The 14,358-nt window shown below is 60.6% G+C and carries 13 protein-coding genes; 6 read left to right on the top strand and 7 right to left on the bottom strand.

Features of this window, described 5'->3' with window-relative positions; genetic code table 11:
- Nucleotides 1–51 precede the first annotated feature (51 nt).
- Nucleotides 52–1,860 (top strand): glutamine--fructose-6-phosphate transaminase (isomerizing), encoded by a 1,809-nt coding sequence (gene glmS / locus AUR66_RS00580; protein WP_058570592.1) that lies wholly within the window; start codon nucleotides 52–54, stop codon nucleotides 1,858–1,860.
- Between the two features lie 35 nt (nucleotides 1,861–1,895).
- On the opposite strand, the gene AUR66_RS00575 is transcribed toward glmS, so the two are convergent.
- From AUR66_RS00575 to glpA, 3 genes are read right to left on the bottom strand one after another with little or no spacing between them, the layout of a single operon-like run.
- The gene (locus tag AUR66_RS00575; protein WP_058570591.1) at nucleotides 1,896–3,206 is read right to left on the bottom strand and encodes an anaerobic glycerol-3-phosphate dehydrogenase subunit C; all 1,311 of its coding nucleotides are present in this window, start codon (nucleotides 3,204–3,206) and stop codon (nucleotides 1,896–1,898) included.
- Nucleotides 3,203–4,471 carry a glycerol-3-phosphate dehydrogenase subunit GlpB gene (gene glpB / locus AUR66_RS00570; RefSeq protein ID WP_058570590.1) on the bottom strand — a complete coding sequence of 423 codons (1,269 nt, stop codon included), beginning with the start codon at nucleotides 4,469–4,471 and terminating at the stop codon, nucleotides 3,203–3,205. The genes AUR66_RS00575 and glpB overlap by 4 nt, the downstream gene beginning before the upstream one ends.
- Entirely contained in the window at nucleotides 4,458–6,233 is a 1,776-nt protein-coding gene (gene glpA, locus AUR66_RS00565) for an anaerobic glycerol-3-phosphate dehydrogenase subunit GlpA (protein WP_058570589.1), read from the bottom strand. The genes glpB and glpA overlap by 14 nt, the downstream gene beginning before the upstream one ends.
- 356 nt (nucleotides 6,234–6,589) lie before the next feature.
- Between glpA and AUR66_RS00560 the strand changes: the two genes are divergently transcribed.
- A complete protein-coding gene (locus AUR66_RS00560) occupies nucleotides 6,590–7,756 on the top strand; it encodes a Cdc6/Cdc18 family protein (protein ID WP_058570588.1) in 1,167 nt (388 codons plus the stop codon).
- Nucleotides 7,757–7,786: 30 nt separating this feature from the next.
- Nucleotides 7,787–8,458, top strand: coding sequence for a phosphoglycolate phosphatase (locus AUR66_RS00555; protein ID WP_058570587.1), 672 nt, complete (start codon nucleotides 7,787–7,789; stop codon nucleotides 8,456–8,458).
- Nucleotides 8,459–8,497: 39 nt separating this feature from the next.
- Here the strand turns inward: AUR66_RS00555 and cutA are convergent, their stop codons facing one another.
- Both cutA and AUR66_RS00545 read right to left on the bottom strand, forming a co-directional pair.
- The gene (gene cutA, locus AUR66_RS00550; RefSeq protein WP_058570586.1) at nucleotides 8,498–8,800 is read right to left on the bottom strand and encodes a divalent-cation tolerance protein CutA; all 303 of its coding nucleotides are present in this window, start codon (nucleotides 8,798–8,800) and stop codon (nucleotides 8,498–8,500) included.
- Between the two features lie 25 nt (nucleotides 8,801–8,825).
- Complete coding sequence (locus AUR66_RS00545) at nucleotides 8,826–9,014, bottom strand: HEWD family protein (protein ID WP_058570585.1); 189 nt, start codon at nucleotides 9,012–9,014, stop codon at nucleotides 8,826–8,828.
- Between the two features lie 129 nt (nucleotides 9,015–9,143).
- On the opposite strand from AUR66_RS00545, the gene AUR66_RS00540 reads away from it, so the two are divergent.
- Both AUR66_RS00540 and AUR66_RS21005 read left to right on the top strand, forming a co-directional pair.
- Entirely contained in the window at nucleotides 9,144–9,698 is a 555-nt protein-coding gene (locus AUR66_RS00540; RefSeq protein WP_058570584.1) for a class I SAM-dependent methyltransferase, read from the top strand.
- Nucleotides 9,699–9,845: 147 nt separating this feature from the next.
- A complete protein-coding gene (locus AUR66_RS21005) occupies nucleotides 9,846–10,001 on the top strand; it encodes a rubrerythrin-like domain-containing protein (protein WP_157532948.1) in 156 nt (51 codons plus the stop codon).
- 47 nt (nucleotides 10,002–10,048) lie between these two features.
- On the opposite strand, the gene AUR66_RS00535 is transcribed toward AUR66_RS21005, so the two are convergent.
- On the bottom strand, nucleotides 10,049–11,017 hold the full coding sequence (locus AUR66_RS00535) for a DUF368 domain-containing protein (RefSeq protein WP_058570593.1): 969 nt from the start codon (nucleotides 11,015–11,017) through the stop codon (nucleotides 10,049–10,051).
- A gap of 1,086 nt (nucleotides 11,018–12,103) precedes the next feature.
- On the opposite strand from AUR66_RS00535, the gene aglM reads away from it, so the two are divergent.
- Nucleotides 12,104–13,396, top strand: coding sequence for a UDP-glucose 6-dehydrogenase AglM (gene aglM, locus AUR66_RS00530; RefSeq protein WP_058570583.1), 1,293 nt, complete (start codon nucleotides 12,104–12,106; stop codon nucleotides 13,394–13,396).
- Between the two features lie 45 nt (nucleotides 13,397–13,441).
- Here aglM and aglF read toward each other — a convergent pair whose 3' ends face one another.
- Nucleotides 13,442–14,182, bottom strand: coding sequence for a UTP--glucose-1-phosphate uridylyltransferase AglF (aglF, locus tag AUR66_RS00525; protein WP_058570582.1), 741 nt, complete (start codon nucleotides 14,180–14,182; stop codon nucleotides 13,442–13,444).
- Between the last annotated feature and the right edge of the window lie 176 nt (nucleotides 14,183–14,358).

Raw genomic sequence — 14,358 nt, 5'->3', positions numbered from 1 at the left:
TGGCGTCTCGTTATCGGGCGTCGTCGAAGAGGGGGCAGAGGTGGTTCGATAATGTGTGGAATCATCGCCTGCATCGGCCGCCCCGAAGAGACGGTCGACGTACTCCTGTCAGGGCTCGAATCGCTCGAATACCGTGGATACGATTCCGCTGGTATTGCCGTCAGAAATGGTGACCTGAAGGTCAGAAAACGGGAGGGTGAACTCGAAAACCTTCGAGAGGCTGTTGAGGCAAACCCCCTGAGTGGAACCTTCGGTATTGGACACACTCGGTGGAGCACACATGGTCCACCGTCGGATGAAAATGCCCATCCGCACACTGACGAGAGTGGTCGCGTAGCAGTCGTCCACAACGGCATAATCGAGAACTATCAGGAGCTTCGTGACGAACTCGAAGCTGCGGGGACGACGTTCGTCAGCGATACCGACACCGAAGTTGTTCCCCACCTCATCGCGTCGTACCTCGACGATGGCTACGACGCCACGACGAGTTTCCAACGAACAGTCTCACGGTTAGAGGGGAGTTATGCACTGGCAGTCACCATCGCCGGTGAGAAAGCAATCTTCGCGACCAGACAAGACTCACCGCTGGTGCTCGGAATCGATGACGGTGCGTACTATCTCGGCAGTGATGTCCCTGCGTTCCTCCAGTACACTCGTGACGTTGTATACCTCGAAGATGGACAGACAGTGACACTCCGTCCAGATTCGTGGAGTGTGACTACTTCGGATGGGACTGTCGTCGACCCACCAATACACACTGTCGATTGGGAAGCCGAGCAAACGGGGAAGAGTGGCTATGACCACTTCATGCTGAAAGAGATACACGAACAACCGACTGCACTCAGACAGTGTCTCAGTGGTCGCCTCGACCCGTTGGAAGGAGAGGTCGTTGTCGACGAACTCACGAACCTCGACACCCCTGAACGAGTCCAGTTCGTCGCGTGTGGGACCTCATATCACGCGGCGTTGTATGGTGCCCATCGGTTTCGCGAGGCAGGAATCCCGGCGCAGGCATTCCTCGCGAGTGAATACTCGACCGCAGCTCCGCCCATCGGAGATGGGGAACTGGTCATCGGTGTCACACAGAGCGGCGAGACGGCCGACACGCTTTCGGCGCTCAGAACTGCACAGGGTCATGGTGCCAAGACACTCGCCGTGACGAACGTCGTCGGGAGTACCGCAGCGCGGGAGTGTGACCACGTCATGTTTATTCGATCGGGCCCTGAAATCGGCGTCGCAGCGACCAAGACATTCTCCTCGCAACTCGTCTCGCTGTCACTTCTCGTTGAGTCTGTGGCACCAGACGTTAGTGGTTCTCGAACCCGTGACCTCGTCGACTCGCTCCGGAACCTCGCCGGCAACGTTCAGTCTGTCCTCGACGATGCCGAAGATATCAACGAGCTGGTCGACGAAGTGGCCGGTTCAGACGCGTACTTTTTCATCGGACGGGGATACAACGCCCCGGTGGCATTAGAAGGCGCACTGAAATTCAAAGAGATAACGTACGAACACGCAGAGGGCTTTCCGGCCGGCGAACTCAAACACGGCCCACTCGCACTCATCAGCGAGGACACACCCGTTTTTGCCATCGTTACCGGTGACGATGCGGCGGCCAGAAAATCACTCGGCAACATCAAGGAGGTGCAAGCGCGAGGTGCACCGGTCATCGCGGTCACCGATGGTGTGCTAGAAGTCGAACGGTTCTCAGATTCGTTGCTTCGTATTCCGAAGATGGAAGGGCCAATGAGCTCCCTCCTCGCCAACGTACAGCTCCAACTCGTCGCGTACGAGATGGCCGCACATCTCGACCGACCGATAGATAAGCCACGGAATCTAGCAAAGAGCGTTACCGTCGAATAAGATACTTCGCAGTGGAGTACTCCACTAGCGTCGACTCAGACCAGCGCTTCTTCGAGGAGTTGGAGCGGATGTTTGATGTCGTACCCAGTGCCGTGTTCCATCTGCATCGAGCAGGTCGGACACTCGGTCATACCGACGTTCCCCTCGGCGTGTTCCATGTGGTCGAACATGTCCGCGCCGATTTGCATCGACTTGTCGTACTTCTCTTCTTTCCACCCGTAGGTGCCGGAGATACCCGAGCAGGAGTCGCCGACGTCCTCGATGTTCACACCGTCGAGTTCGCGGAAGAGTTCGACTGCTTGCCGGTCGAGGCCCTGATTCCTGCCGTGACACGGGGCGTGGTAGGCGAACGACTGGTCGGACACCGACGCCTCACGAATCTCACTTTCGAGGTCCTCGTGGATGCGGAGGTATTCGAGTGCCTCGTAGGTGTGTGCAGAGAGGTCTTCGATACCGTCGATGTCGAACAGTTCGGGGTACTCCTGTCGGAGTGACATCGAACAGGAGGTACACGACGCGATGATGTCGTATCCCTCCGGGATGAGGCCAGCGAAGTTCTCGACGTTGATGCCGGCAGCACGTTTCGCGTCGTCGAGCATGCCGTTGGCGAACATCGGCGTCCCCGAACAGCGCTGCTTGGGGACGACGACTTCGTAGCCGAACGACTCGAAGACGCGCACCATCGCCTTCCCGACTTCGGGGGTGTTGTAGTTGGAGTAACACCCGTGGAAGTAGGCGACGCGCTTCTCTTCGGAACGCACCTGCGGACCGCCGCGTTCGTTCCACCACTCACGGAAGGTCTGCGTGGCGAACTCGGGGAAGTCGCGTTCGGCGGTGATGCCGAGGACCTTCTCGTTTATCTGTTGGACGAGCGAGTTCCCCATGACGGCGTTCGTCAGACGGGGGAACATGCTGCCCAGTTGAGCGAGCGTCCCGTAGTTGGCGAGGATGCGGTTACGGACGTACTCTCGCGAGAGTTTGTCCATCTCCTCGTCGACGTACTCACCACGGGCCGTGTTGTGCATCTGACTGAGCGGAACGCCCGACGGACAGGCGTCGTCACAGCGCATGCAGTTCGAACACGACATGATGGAGTCATCGACGGCAGCGTCGTCTTTCCGCTTGAGACGCCACTGTTCTGGGCCCTGGAACTTCGGGCCGGGGAACTCGTCGTCGACTTCGGCGACCGGACAGGACACGTCGCAGGCGGTGCACTTGTAGCAGTTGTCCGCACCGGGACGGAGGTCCATGTCGGTGCTCTCTGCGAACACGTCGACTGCTTCGAAGTCGTCTGTCTGTGCGTCCGGGGTGAGTGTCGGGTTCGTCGGTGATTCTGCGTCGCTCATTGGGTAGCCTCCTCGCCTGCGAGTCGCCCGGCGACGGCACCCGTCGCCAGCGAGACGCCACTCGCGGATTTTTCACGTGCCACGTCGGCGCCGCCGACGACACCGCCCGCCGCACGCAAGTTCTCGAAGTGTGGTTCGCCGTCTTCGTCGGTCGGTCGGAGTTCGTCGTCGGGGACGACGCCGAAGCGCGCGAACGCGTGGTTGCCGAACGCCTCTGGGTCGGACCACTCGTAGCGGTCCTCAGGGTGTGGGACGTGGCACCCGAAGACGGGTTCGGAGACGTGTTCGCGGTCGGAGTCGAGTCCCTTCCCGACGAGTCCGCCCGTCGCGAGGACGATTTGGTCGGCCTCGTAGGGCGTCAGGCGACTCTTCTGGTCGACCAACACCGTCTCGATACGGCCGTCGTTCGCCTCGAAATCGACTGCCGGATTGCCCGACGAGATGCGGACGCCAGCGTCGTCGAGGGCGTCGAACAGCATGTCTTCGAGTTTGAGACCGAGGAGACTCGGTGGACCCGTCGGAACCTCGAAGACTGGCACGCCGAGTCTGTCGGCGAGTTCGTCGCGGACCGCCTCGTCGTGGTCGTCGCCAAGCATCGCCGGGAACCCGACGCGCGTCTCGCCGTCCATCTCGGCGGCGACGGTGTCGGCCAGCACGGACCGAACCGTCCCTCCGGACACCTCCTCGTCTCTGTCGAGCGCTTTCGCGAAGCGCGTAACTTTCGCGTCCGAGCGGAACGACTTGGGGAGCCTCACGGTGACGCCCTGCACGTCGAAGGGGACACCGGCAGCAGTGAGGTGGTCGGCGGCGACTGGCGCGTCGAAGTCGGTCAAGCCTTCGAACCCGACGAGGAGCGTATCTTCCGCCGAACTCGTGAGTCCCGGGGCGACCGACGCTGGGTAGCGAGCGGTCGGTTTCACGGTGCCGCCGTACGTCGTGACGAGGGCGTTCGTGTCGGTGTGACCGCCCTGGTAGGCGTCTCCGACTGCCTCGTCGAAGATTCGGAGGCCGTCGCGGATGCCGTCTTCGCCGACGACGTGGTACGGGTGGTCTTCCGGTAGCGAGTCGAGTGCGCCGAATGGGTCCGAAAAGGGCCCATCGTCGCCGATGTAGCCGAGCACGTCTACGAGGCCGCTAGCCTGTCGGAGCGTACTCTTCTTGTGGGCGAGCAGGCGAACCCGCGCGCCGGTCTCTGCGGCCGAGAGTGCGGCCGTACAGGCGGCGATGCCGCCACCGACGACGAGGACGTCGTCAGTTATCGCCATCGGCACCTCCTGTATGCTCGTCGTCGGGCCGTCTTCGGCCGCCGTCGGCGACTGCACTGTCTGAAGCAGCACCCGACGCGTCTCCGCCCTCAGATGAACCGTCGTCGAACGCCGCGAAGTCGATGTCTTTGTCCACCGTCGCGGGGTCCTCGTCGCGGTTCATCGTCGTGACGTGGAGCATGTGTTTGAGCGCGGTCTGGGAGAGTTGCTCGCCCCACATCGCGTGGCGTTCGCCCTTCCAGCGTTCTTGATACAGGTCGTCGAGCGATGCGCGGACGGTCTCTTCGTCGTACTCCGGAGCGAGTTCGTTCGCCATCCGGTGACAGCAAATCGCGCCCTGACAGTTCCCCATCGAGGCGCGCGTCTGGATGCGGACCGAGTTGAGGTCCGTCCCTGCGGTCTCCAACGAGTCTTGAATCTCGGCGCGGGTGACGGCCTCGCACTCACAGACGACTGGGTTCGGGTTGGTGCCGCCGAGCACCTCGTCGGCCCGAGAGCCAAGTCGTTGGACCGACCGCCGGCCGATTGGCGACCGGAGGTTGAAGTCGTCCATGTAGTCACGGAGGACAGAGAAGTCTTCACTCCCCGGAAGCGGCACGTCGGCGGTGCGGCACTCGGCGTCGACGCCGAGTTTCTCGCAGACGTGGTCCGAAATCTTCTCGGCCATCATCCGGTACGTCGTGAGTTTTCCGCCGACGATGCTGGTCATGCCCGGCAAGTCGTCGCGGGACTCGTGGTCGAGGAGGAAGAACTCTCGTGTGATGTCTGTCGGGTCTTCCGTCCCCGTTCCCGGTGGTTCGTAGAGTGGACGAACACCCCAGAACGACCGAATCGTCCGCGCTTCTTTCAGCATCGGCACGAGTTCCGACAGCGTGTCTATCATCAGGTCGACTTCCCAGCCCTCTTCGGGGTAGTCTTCTGGGTCTTCGACCTCTTCGTCGGTCGTTCCGAGGATACACGTCGTCTCGTGCGGGACGATGATGTCGGCGTCACCTTTCGGACGACAGCGGTTGACGACGGTGTCGACCTGTCGGGTGTTCATGATAGTCATGACGCCCTTCGAGGGCCGGACTTCGACGTCGACACCGGCGAGGTCGCCGACTTGTCCCGCCCACGCGCCCGTCGCGTTGACGACGTAGTCGGCGTATATCTCTTCGACTGTTCCGGGTTCACCGTGGACGTACGGGCCACTCCCGGTCTGGTGAGTCACTTCGACGCCGACGACCTCGCCGTCTTCGACGAGTACGTCTGTGACCTCGGAGTGCGTCTCGATGCGCGCACCGTGTTCGACGGCACTCGCGGCGTTCGCGACACAGAGTCGGAACGGGTCGATAGCGCCGTCGGGAACTTTGATAGCCCGTTTGATGTCTTTGGCAAGGTACGGTTCTACCTCGCGGGCCTCTTCGGCCGAGAGGACTTCCGCAGGGATACCACACTCGCGGCATCCCTTCAACTTCTTCTCGAAGTACTCGTCGGAGTCTTCCGGGCGCTGGACGAACAGTCCGCCCGTCATCTCGACACAGTGTCCCGCGATTCGTCGGAGGACGCGGTTTTCTACGATGCACTCCTTCGCAGATGGCTGGTCGGACACCGCGTACCGACCGCCACTGTGGAGCAGGCCGTGCATCCGCCCCGTCGTCCCGTGTGTGAGGTTCCCCTTCTCGACGAGGGTGACGTCCAGTCCACGCATCGCGAGGTCTCGTGCGATGCCTGTTCCGGTCGACCCCCCGCCAATGACGAGGACGCTCGGCGATTTGTTCATTCGTCTTTCGTGAAGTAGGACCGCCTGCACTTTATTTTACCTTCACTCGTCGGCCACGACGTTCTTCTCAAACTTCGGATTACTTCTGACCGACACGACCGGTACGATGCCCCCTCGAATACCGGAGCACACCGATTCTGACTCGATATGAAACGACGAAGATAATTCAAAATTATCGTTCGAATTAGTTACGCCCAATACTCTCTGTGTCGGGGTGCCCCCCATAGAACGTCCCAGTGGAGGCCCCTTGGACCGCAATATTTGTGACTCGTGTTCACACTCATCACACCTCTTGGCGACAGTGGGTCAATTTTTACACTTGCACCGGGTACCGTCGGGTCGAGACGTCTCACCTCATGCGACTCGAAGACCGAATCACACGACGGCGCCGACGTGGACGGACGCGTCGAGTCGTCCGCGACTTGAGTGCCCTGGACCCGACTGCCCACCCGGACGAACCGACGGGTCGCGGGCCAACACTCGAACGAATCCTCGATGTGTTGGACCCTGTCTTCGACGGGTCGTTGCCGCCCCACGCGCACATCTACGGCCCGAAGGGCGTCGGGAAGTCGGCCGTCGTGACTGCCCTCTTCGACCAACTTGCGCGTGCGATACCCTCCCAGCAGTCGGTCATCTACACGACGACGCGAACGGCCGGAACACCGGCCACCTCGTTCGCATACGTCGATGCACGGACTGCCTCGACCGAATTCGCACTTCTCCACGCGACGCTCGACGCCCTCTCGGAAGAGCGCGTCCCGTCACAAGGCGTCGGTATCGAGTCGCTCCGGAATCGTCTGTCCGACCGCGTCTCGCACGACGAGCGAGCAGTCGTCGCTGTCGACCACGTCGGCGAACCGGAGACGTACTCGGCGCAGACTGCAATCGACTTGCTCGACGACGTGTCGCCCCACTTTTCGGTGCTTACAATCGGTCGCGAACCGGTCGATGGCATCGGCGGCGGCGTCGAAACGGTCGAAGTCCCAGCGTACGAACGACACAACCTCGTCGACATCCTCGTCGAACGCGCCTCCGACGGTATCGCACGGAACGCACTCACCCACGAGGCGACGAGCGAAGTGGCAGCGTGGGCCGACGGCGACGCCCACGACGCACTGTCGGCACTGTACGGGGCGGCGAGACTCGCGGCGGCAGACGGTGCCGAGACGCTCGATACGGGCCTCGTCACCGCCGGCATCGACGCAGTCCCGGATGACGGGTGTTCGTTGGGCCGTGTGTTCGCACTCCCTGAGAGTCGAAGACGGGTCCTCCAGACCTTCGTCGCCCTCGACGACGCCGAGAAATCCTCCGTGACTGCTGCGACCGAGGGCATCGCGGCGGCGCCGTCTGTCTCGCTGTCGGCGACGACCATCAGGCGCGTCCTCTACGAACTCGCTGACCTCGGACTCGTCCGCCGCGTTCCGGTAGCCAAATCGACCGACGGCCCGGGCCGTCCGGCCACGCGACCCATCCCGAACTTCTCCACACTGGCGTTTCGCGGCCTGAACGACACGGACCGCTGACTCTTTTTCCCCGGTGTCCTAAGCGCCGGTATGGTTCCGCCGCTGGTACTCGATATCGATGGGACGCTCACCGACGCGCAGGGCCGACTCGACCCACGGGTCTTCGAGGTTCTGCCGTCGTGGGACGCCCCAGTCGTCCTCGCGACGGGCAAGGCGTTCCCCTACCCCGTCTCGCTGTGTCACTACCTCGGACTCCCCCAGACGGTCATCGCCGAAAACGGGGGCGTCGTCCTCGTCGACGGCGAGGTGACGTTCGCGGGCAACCGAGAGGCAGCACAGGCCGTCGCCGACGAGTTCGTCTCACGGGGTGGCACCCTCGGTTGGGACGCCGCCGATACCGTCAACCGCTGGCGTGAGACGGAGATAGCCGTCAGTCTCGACGCCGACGAGGCACTCCTCCGCGACGTTGCGTCGGCGTTCGACCTCGAAGTCATCGACACGGGATTCGCCTACCACGTCAAGTCGCACGGTGTGGAGAAGGGCGTCGGCCTCGAACACGTCTGTGAGACGATGGACTACGACCCCGCAGACTTCGTCGCAGTCGGCGACAGCGAGAACGACGCTTCGACGTTCCGCGTCGTCGGTCAGTCCTACGCCGTCGCCAACGCAGACGACGTCGCGAAAGAGGCGGCGGACGAGGTACTCGAGCAGTCGTACATGGACGGCACGCTCTCGGTGCTCGAATCGTTGCAGAAATCGTAATCTGTCGGTCGTCGGGCGGTCACCCCGCCCCGGTATCTCCTATCGCACTTCGTCTGCGACCCACGTCGCGTACGCTTCTAGGACGTGCGATTCGTCGAACCGCTCGATACACGGGACGTCGTAGGGATGGAGTTCGACGACTCGTGAGACGAGTTCCTCGTAGCGTTCGTCGGTCGTCTTCGCGAGGAGGACGACCTCGTCGTCGTCGTGGACTTCGCCCTCCCAACGGTAGGTCGAGTGGCAGGTCAGGCGGTTCACACAGGCGGCGAGACGTTCTTCGACGAGCGTTCGAGCGAGGTCGTCCGCCGCAGGAGGCGGCGCTGTAACGTAGACGGTTGGCATGAAATCGAACGGGTACGTCGGACGCTCAGACTGCCTCTTCGAACGGTGCGAACCGGCCGTTGATGTCCCACTCGTGGATGCAGTAGGGGCTTCCGACCTGTTTCTCGCCGTCTTCCGACGCGATACGCCACGTCGCCACGTCGTCGTCCCAGCGTTCTACTCGACCACAGCGCTCACAGGCGCGTCGGGTCGGCCGTCGAAGGTGGGGTTCCATACGTGAGAGAGTGCGTGTCAGTATGCAAAAGCCCATCGCCGACGGCAGTTTCGCGGCCGCTCTTGTACGCTAGTCGAACGACCGTACACAAACCGATGGTACTTACCTCCCACCGACCCGAGTCCGTCTATGGGATTTCACACCTTCGACGCCGACGCGGCGGCGAAACTCGACGACCCCGCGAGGTACCGGTACGTCTCGCGGGAGGAACTCCTCTCGTTCCTCGGCCCCGGTTCTGAAGACGTGGTCGCCGACCTGGGGAGTGGCACCGGATTCTTCACCGACGACGTGGCACCCTACGTCGACGAACTGCACGCAGTCGACGTACAAGAGGAGATGCACGACTTCTACCGAGAGAAGGGTGCACCCGAGAACGTCGCGTTCGTCACCGCCGACGTCGCGTCACTCCCCTTCGACGACGACTACCTCGACGGCGCGTTCTCGACGATGACCTACCACGAGTTCGCTACCGACGACGCGATGGCTGAACTCGCACGCGTCGTCCGCCCGGGCGGGACGGTCGTCGTGGTCGATTGGTCCACGGCCGGTGAGGGACAGGCCGGTCCGCCGACAGACGAGCGATTCGGCCTCGCCGACGCCATCGACGCCTTCGAATCTGTCGGGTTCACCGTCACGCACGGCGAGACGCGGCGCGAGACGTTCGTCTGTGTCGCACGGCGCTGAGACACGAGCCGAAAGCAACAAAATTCACACGATTGTTCGTAAGAGGTTGGCTCCAGTAGAGTTTCGGCGCCAATCGTAATAGTTTCCTAGAACAATCTAGTGGATTTCAGGACAAACGTTATATCGGGAAGTGTGCTACGAATTAGCATGACAGTACACAACTCGACCATCGACAACTATCGTGCCACCGAAGGGTACTTCGAATGTCGCTCCTGTGGGTCGCGAACGGTCAGCGACGCTCACCTCGGTTCGTGTCCAAGTTGCGGTGGGTTGGTTCGGAACATCGCCGTCGCCCGCGAATAATCGGTCCCGATTTTTGCGTTGCGGTCAGTCACCGAGACGACTCGTCGTCACGGTTCGATGACCATCGTGTAGCGGTCGACCAGAAGGACGAGTATCGCACCGCCGAGCGCTGCGAGGGCGAAGATGCCGAACAGTTCGACAGACCACGTCTGGCCCAACTCGCCGAGTTTCTCACTCGTCTTGACGACGGGTGCGCGGAGTGCACCGACGATGAGACTCACGAGGAACGCGAGCGTCTCACGACGATAGTGTTCGAGTGCCCACCGGACGACGTGAGCGATGGTGAACAGGCCGACGAGAGCACCGGCGATGAAGGCGACGACTATCGTTCCGGGTTCGACGAGTGACGACGTCGGCCCGCCCATCGCGACGTCGATGAGGGTATCGACGAACTCGCTGAGTGTCCCGGTCATGTACTCGTACTGACCGAGGAGCAACAAGAGGAGCGACCCCGAGATGCCGGGGAGAATCATCGCGCTCACGGCGATTGCGCCCGCGACGACAGTTACTGGGAGCGAGTTCCCGAGTGCAGTTCCGACGGTCCCCGACGCCACGAACGCCACAGTGAATCCCGCGACTGCTGCGACGAGTTGTCGAGGTGAGTCGAGTGAGACCTGTGCGTACAAGACGACGGCGGACGCGGCGATGAGGCCGAAGAAGAATCCGAACGTCGGTACCGGTTGCTGGTCGATTGCGACGGTGAGGACGCGGGTGACAGTGATGATGGCGGTGACGATTCCTGCCCCGAGGACGACGAGGAACCCAACGTCGATTTCGCGTAACGCCGCCACCGCGTCGCTCCGGTGTTTCGGTGAGAGTCCGCTCAGTACCCGCCGAATTCGCTCGGGTGTAATGGCAGTCACTGCACTGATGAGTCGTTCGTAGATGCCTGTGACGAGAGCGATGGTCCCACCGGATACCCCAGGGACCGCGTCTGCTGCACCCATGCAGACACCCTTCAGGTAGAGGACGAGCCACGAGAGGAGGGCTGGACGCTCGTCTGTGTGCGTCGACATTTGGTTGTGCGTTTCTTCTTTGGGACCCATATCAGTCCACCGTTCGAGAGGCGTGAATTGCCCCTTGGGTGCCGGTTACAACCACTTGCTGTGTTAAATCTCTCAACACCGGAGTCATGTCTCTCATCTTGGCCCAGTACTACTGATTCTAAGATTGTTTCCACTTCAGAAGTCCACCTCATCGTGGATTAGGAGTGTTGGACAGCATCCGTTGATTGATGGGGATACACCGGTGAAATCTCCCGGAAGAGACGTGCCCGTCAGGTAGCAGCGCGCCGAGACGATTTGTGTTAGGACGAATGCCACCTGTTTTGACCAACGAAACCACAACCCCCGCTTCGGGTCGAAACACCGCAGAGAAGGACACAGACGGTCTAAGACATGGGGTGTGGTGTTCGTGAAGAAGCGCGTAGATTCGTCGTTGGTGGCCGTATCATAGAGTCCCATTTGAAATGCGTATTCGGTGGATACACCCCACCAACGGTAGCCTGTACCGGTGAATTGCGACTTTTGAAAAGCGTGAGTTAGCAGAGATACAGCATTGAGTGCACCATTGTGATTTTGACCTGGGAGTCCGATTTCTACACGATAGGCTCTCTTGCTCTCTTTTTCGGGCAAATCAAGAACCCGAAGAGAGTGCGACATCCACGGTTCGAGAGGACTTTTCTACAACCCTGAGTTCTCACAATCGAGTACACCCTTGCGGGGAATCGTCGTGGGTGTACACCCTTGGAAACCGGGGGTGTAGCGCCCGAAACCTGATACACCACCGAAATCAGGGGTGTAGAATAGTGCCTAATTTGGCTACGAGTGTACCGTCTCTCCTCAGTCAAACCGACCTTGTTTGAGACACTCAACGGAAATCGAGCAGAGCTGAGAAAAACATCTCTGCTCTTTGACTGCTTCAGAACGCAACAAAAATGACGTGATTGAGATGTGCCCAATATTCAGTATTGTTTAGGACATCTATTACTGACCGAGGAACTCAACAGAAACGTTCCATCGAGTGACTCCTACTCAGCTGCACCCATCTTCAGTGACACAACTCGGAAAGAATCAAACCGTCGGGCGAAGACGTGTTGGATAATGGAACTCAGCATCATCGGCAGCGGGTACGTCGGCACGACGATTGCCGCGTGTTTCGCTGACCTCGGTCACGACGTGGTCAACGTCGATATCGACGAAGACATCGTCGACTCGCTGAACGCCGGCCACGCGCCGATTCACGAACCGGGCCTCGACGAACTCGTCGAGGCACACGCCGGCGACCGACTTCGGGCGACGACAGACTACGACGCGATTCTCGATACGGACGCGACGTTCCTCGCCCTCCCGACTCCCTCGAACGACGACGGAAGTATCGACCTCGGCGCGATGAAAGCGGCGGCGACGTCGCTCGGTGAGACACTCGCACAGAAAGACGACACACACCTCGTCGTCACCAAGAGTACGGTCGTTCCGACGACGACGGTGGAAGTCATCGGACCGCGAATCGAGGAGGCATCGGGGAAGACTGTCGGCGAAGAGTTCGACATCGCGATGAACCCCGAGTTCCTCCGCGAAGGTACTGCCGTCGAAGACTTCCTCTCTCCAGACAAAATCGTCCTCGGTGCACAGAGCGAACGTGCGTACGAACAGTTAGACGAGATATTCGCCCCGCTCGTCGAGCGTGCGGGCGACCCGCCGGTCGTCAAGACCGGCATCAGCGAAGCAGAGATGATCAAGTACGCGAACAACGCCTTCCTCGCGTCGAAGATTAGCCTCGCGAACGACCTCGCGAACATCTGCAAAGAGTTCGGTGTCGACTCCGAGGAGGTTCTCGATGCAATCGGCCTCGACTCTCGCATCGGGTCGGCGTTCCTCGGTGCAGGTCTCGGATGGGGTGGGTCGTGCTTTCCGAAAGACACGGCGGCGATTATCGCTGCTGCCCGCTCTCGCGGCTACGAACCACGGCTTCTGCAAGCCGCTGTCGACGTCAACGACGAGCAACCGAAGCGGATGCTCGAACTCCTCGAAGACCGATTCGACCCCGAGGGGAAGCGTGTCGCCGTCCTCGGCCTCTCGTTTAAGCCCGGCACCGACGACGTTCGAAGCTCTCGGGCGATTCTCCTCATCGACCACCTCCTCGATGCCGGTGCCGACGTCGTCGGCTACGACCCTGTCGCGACCGAGAATATGCGTGTGCACTTCCCGAATATCGACTACGCGACGTCTGCCGCAGACGCACTCGTCGATGCCGATGCCGCACTCGTCGCGACCGACTGGGACGAGTTCGCCGCACTGGACGCACAGTTCGACGAGATGCGCGAGAAAGTCGTCATCGACGGTCGCCGTATCGTGACCCGGCGTGACGGTCTCGACTACGAGTCGTTAGTTTGAGGAACGCCCCTCTCAGGAAATGTTTCTCTTCTGTCCGGTTCTCGTTCAGTCTGAGACCATCTCTGTCGATTGGAACTTTCCTTGCAGTCTCTGTTCGGCTTCGTCGCGGTCTTCTGGATACCCGATATCGATGCGCCATCCGTTGAGACGGATTGCATCGATTGTTCTTCCGGACCTGATGAGGAGGTCAATTGCTTCACTAATCTCGTACTCACCGCGATTAGACGGTTGGACGAGATGGCAGGCGTGGAATATTTCGGGTGTGAACGTGTAGAATCCAGTCATCACGAGATTTGACGGTGGGTCCTCGGGCTTTTCGATGACTTCGGTAATCTCACCATAATCGTTCGTAACGCACACGCCGTAACGGGAGGCGTCTTCCCAATCGACCTCCTCTACCAAGAACGCCGCATCAGCCCGATCTTCGCGCTGCCGTCGCACGACATCGTTGAGGTTGGCCTGGAAGATGTTGTCTCCTAACATCAGCATAAAGTCATCGTCGATGTGGTCTTCGACCGTCAACAGTGCGTGCGCGAGTCCATTCTGTTCTCGTTGGTGGGCATATGTAATCGGGATTTCCTGGTACTCGTCGCCGTAGTGGCTGATAATCACTTCTTTTTTGTAGCCGACAACGACGACGATTTTGTCCGCACCGAGTTCGACAAGCTGGTCGAAGCAGTGCGTTAGAATCGGCTTTCCGTCGACTTCGACCATCCCTTTGGGCTTGTCTTTCGTCAGCGGGCGGAGACGCGTTCCCTTACCGGCGGCCAAGACCACTGCTTGCATTGGTTTCAGTTCGTCTTTGCCACGTATATCTATGGAGTCAGAAACACCAAATAAACAGAATATAAGTCTGGTTATTGACAAACTCCAGTGAAAAACGTTGGAAGCGTGCGGAACGCGACGCAGTGTCGCTGGCGTTACGCGACTGCGGCAGTCTGAACTGCGTCGGCGTCGATGGA

This window comes from Haloferax profundi (assembly GCF_001469865.1).
GTDB classification, from domain to species: domain Archaea; phylum Halobacteriota; class Halobacteria; order Halobacteriales; family Haloferacaceae; genus Haloferax; species Haloferax profundi.
The sequence above is the reverse complement of the archived record's forward strand: the minus strand, read 5'-3'. Positions and strand labels throughout refer to the sequence as shown.

Excerpts from the sequence above, each read along its gene's own strand:
- AUR66_RS00545 (WP_058570585.1), bottom strand. The coding sequence starts at position 9,014 with ATGGAACCCCACCTTCGACGGCCGACCCGACGCGCCTGTGAGCGCTGT.
- glpA (WP_058570589.1), bottom strand. The coding sequence starts at position 6,233 with ATGAACAAATCGCCGAGCGTCCTCGTCATTGGCGGGGGGTCGACCGGA.
- aglM (WP_058570583.1), top strand. The coding sequence starts at position 12,104 with ATGGAACTCAGCATCATCGGCAGCGGGTACGTCGGCACGACGATTGCC.
- aglF (WP_058570582.1), bottom strand. The coding sequence starts at position 14,182 with ATGCAAGCAGTGGTCTTGGCCGCCGGTAAGGGAACGCGTCTCCGCCCG.
- AUR66_RS21005 (WP_157532948.1), top strand. The coding sequence starts at position 9,846 with ATGACAGTACACAACTCGACCATCGACAACTATCGTGCCACCGAAGGG.
- AUR66_RS00555 (WP_058570587.1), top strand. The coding sequence starts at position 7,787 with ATGGTTCCGCCGCTGGTACTCGATATCGATGGGACGCTCACCGACGCG.
- glpB (WP_058570590.1), bottom strand. The coding sequence starts at position 4,471 with ATGGCGATAACTGACGACGTCCTCGTCGTCGGTGGCGGCATCGCCGCC.
- AUR66_RS00540 (WP_058570584.1), top strand. The coding sequence starts at position 9,144 with ATGGGATTTCACACCTTCGACGCCGACGCGGCGGCGAAACTCGACGAC.
- AUR66_RS00535 (WP_058570593.1), bottom strand. The coding sequence starts at position 11,017 with ATGTCGACGCACACAGACGAGCGTCCAGCCCTCCTCTCGTGGCTCGTC.
- glmS (WP_058570592.1), top strand. The coding sequence starts at position 52 with ATGTGTGGAATCATCGCCTGCATCGGCCGCCCCGAAGAGACGGTCGAC.
- AUR66_RS00575 (WP_058570591.1), bottom strand. The coding sequence starts at position 3,206 with ATGAGCGACGCAGAATCACCGACGAACCCGACACTCACCCCGGACGCA.
- AUR66_RS00560 (WP_058570588.1), top strand. The coding sequence starts at position 6,590 with ATGCGACTCGAAGACCGAATCACACGACGGCGCCGACGTGGACGGACG.
- cutA (WP_058570586.1), bottom strand. The coding sequence starts at position 8,800 with ATGCCAACCGTCTACGTTACAGCGCCGCCTCCTGCGGCGGACGACCTC.